The sequence below is a fragment of the Flaviramulus basaltis genome (assembly GCF_900114265.1).
Lineage (GTDB): Bacteria > Bacteroidota > Bacteroidia > Flavobacteriales > Flavobacteriaceae > Flaviramulus > Flaviramulus basaltis.
Window position 1 is genome coordinate 1 of record NZ_FPKV01000021.1, and the last position, 2710, is coordinate 2710.

3 protein-coding genes are annotated in these 2710 nt (G+C 30.1%); all 3 read left to right on the forward strand.

The window, feature by feature from the left end; genetic code table 11:
• The first annotated feature begins 221 nt into the window (after positions 1 to 221).
• Positions 222 to 1196, forward strand: coding sequence for an NADPH-dependent FMN reductase family protein (locus BT151_RS18270; protein ID WP_072403806.1), 975 nt, complete (start codon positions 222 to 224; stop codon positions 1194 to 1196).
• A gap of 292 nt (positions 1197 to 1488) precedes the next feature.
• Positions 1489 to 1809 (forward strand): hypothetical protein, encoded by a 321-nt coding sequence (locus BT151_RS18275; protein WP_171946669.1) that lies wholly within the window; start codon positions 1489 to 1491, stop codon positions 1807 to 1809.
• 169 nt (positions 1810 to 1978) lie between these two features.
• Complete coding sequence (locus BT151_RS18280) at positions 1979 to 2458, forward strand: hypothetical protein (protein WP_072403808.1); 480 nt, start codon at positions 1979 to 1981, stop codon at positions 2456 to 2458.
• Positions 2459 to 2710 lie beyond the last annotated feature (252 nt).

A 2710-nucleotide genomic window follows, 5' to 3' on the forward strand; every position in this document is an offset into this window, starting at 1 on the left:
TTGCTAAAAAGTGAAAAGCAGAATTTAGTCGGATAATTTGAATCATGAAAAAACAACGAAATGGCAACACCGTATATAAAAAATAGCTAGTTTTAGCTTAACTAATGTTAGTTGCTTTATTTGCTTGCTTCTGATTTTCCTGCGGAAAATCCTCGCACACAAACACGCAACTTTCCATATACATAAACGTTGTACAACATTTGATAAAAAATTGAGAATTAATGAAACACCCTTTTAAACTATCAAAATCTAACATAATTTATGCTTCAATTGTAGCGCTAATAACGTTATTATTTAACATCAGAATTTATGGTTTTGATGCTTATGTAATTGGTTTAAGTATTGGTTCTCTTTTTGGAATTATCATAATTCCAACATTAATAGCATTATTATTTTGGTTTGTTCTTGGTAAAAAAGAAAAAGGAGGAACTACAGCTTTTAACATAGTGCTTACTTTAATGCTATTTGGTTCAATTAGTGAATTTGGACAAATAGCAAAAGAACGAGAAAAACCAATAGATGATTTAAAAGAAGCTGTGTCTGAATATAAGGAAAAGACATTGGCAAATCCAGATTCAACCGACACAAACTATTCGGAATTATCTACTGACATAAAAAAATCTATTGATGACTTAATTAAAACAAGTGTTGGAGAAGAAAGGAAAGTTTTTATAACGCTAAAAAAATATTTCAAAAAAGCAGATAGCGTAAATATTGCTTGGAACAATGCATATAATGCATTTGCAGAACCTCGGATTTTAGACTTTACAATATTAAATGAAAAAGGAGAATATAAATTTCAAAAAAAAATAATTCAAGAATATATTAATGAGTCTAAAAATTTCAAATCGTTTGTGCAAAATAGAGTTGAGTATCTAAAAACCCAAACAAAAAACATCGACAGAAATAATAAATCATATAAAGGCTTTATTAAAGGGTTAACGAATAAAGATTCAATCCAAAAGCCTATTTTCATACCTTACATCAATGGTCATATTGAATATGGACAAGGAATTAATAAAATAATTGAACTTTTAGAAAATGAACAAGGTAAATGGAGTTACGAGAATGAAACAGAAACCTTGACATTTGAAAACTCGGAGACTCAAATCACTTATGAAAAGATTTTGAATGACGCTATTTCAAATGAAGAAATTGTGAATAAACTATCCGATAAATTAGTAGAAATAATGTAAAAAACGTTGCACAACACCGTATATAATTTATTGCTAGTTCTAGCCTACTTACGAAAATCCTCGCGGATTTTCTATTCGGTTTTTATTTGCTAAATTACGTGCTAAACCACGCAACAAACCATATACAAACACGTTGTACCCAATTTGAAAAATGAATCGGATAAAAACCATAATTCTAATTTTTTTACTAACTTTTATCTTTTTGTCTTGCAAAAACAATAAAGAAAAAAGGAAAGAAATTGTATCTGAAAAAATCGAACAATTTTATAAAAAACAAGCTGAATGGAATAGTTTGACACAACGGATTTTAAAAGACCCATTCGCCATTTCAAATCAAGGAAAATTCACTTATCCGAAAGATTTGGATAATGCGTTATCTAAAGAATTAAATGAAAAGAAAATTAAGTGGATATCTGTTGGAGTTAGCTCTGAATGTAAAACTGTGGAATATGGAACTGAATATGAATATCCTATAGGCACTCTGCATTTGACTTGGACAACCTGTGACCCAAAACAAACCGAAAGAGGATTTTATCAATCTGATTCAAGTTTTATTGAGATTTATGGAATTGGGAATAATTGGTTAATTTGGACTGATGGAGACCCAATCTAAAAATAAAAAACTGGGTACAACACCGTGTAAAAAACATTGCTTATTTTAGTTCAACCGTTTGGTCGTTGCTTTGTTTGCTAGCATCTGATTTTCCTTCGGAAAATCCTCGCACACAAACACGCAACGTTCCTTACACATAAACGTTGGCAAACATTTGAAAAATAAAAATATGAAAAAGATTATATTTCTTATTATACTAATAAACTCTTTTGTCAGTTGTACTGAAAACATAAAAAATGACTCTGATCCTATTCTAGAGCAAGATTACACTGATTGTATAGAAGGCGAACTCGATATTATCACAAATTCCGACCAAATTCTTGGGGAGTGGAAATTAACTAGATCAATAGTGCTTTGGGTTGATTATAGGAATTGGGATTTTTCAAATGAAAATATCATTTACAATTTTAAACCAGATGGAATTTTAGTTGTAACTGAAAATGGAGGCATAGGAGGTTTTGAAAAAGGAGAATATAGTTATGAATTTAAAAAAGACTACTTAAGTAATTCTACCAATTCAAATGAACCAATGGTATGGCTTGTCAAAATTTTGGATAGTAAATGGACGTATAAATCTCAAAATGATTTAATGGTAATAGGACAATCTTATGTAGATGGAACCGACTTATGTTTTGAAAGAAAAAAATAACGATTTGTCAACACCGTGTAAAAATAATTGCTTAGTTCTTGCCTACTCGGAAAATCCTACGGATTTTCCTCTGGTTCGGTCCATTTTTAGTAAGTTAGTTCCTTGCACGCGCAACTATCCTTACACAAACACGTTGTGTGCAATATATGAAATGACACCTCCATTCAATAACTTAACGCAACAAATCTAAAATTATAGATTTGTTACAATGGAAGTAAAAAAACACAAACGACTTACCTTAAAAGAAAGAGT

Bases quoted from the DNA above. Each gene is read 5' to 3' on its own strand.
- BT151_RS18270 (WP_072403806.1), top strand. From the start codon at position 222: ATGAAACACCCTTTTAAACTATCAAAATCTAACATAATTTATGCTTCA.
- BT151_RS18280 (WP_072403808.1), top strand. From the start codon at position 1,979: ATGAAAAAGATTATATTTCTTATTATACTAATAAACTCTTTTGTCAGT.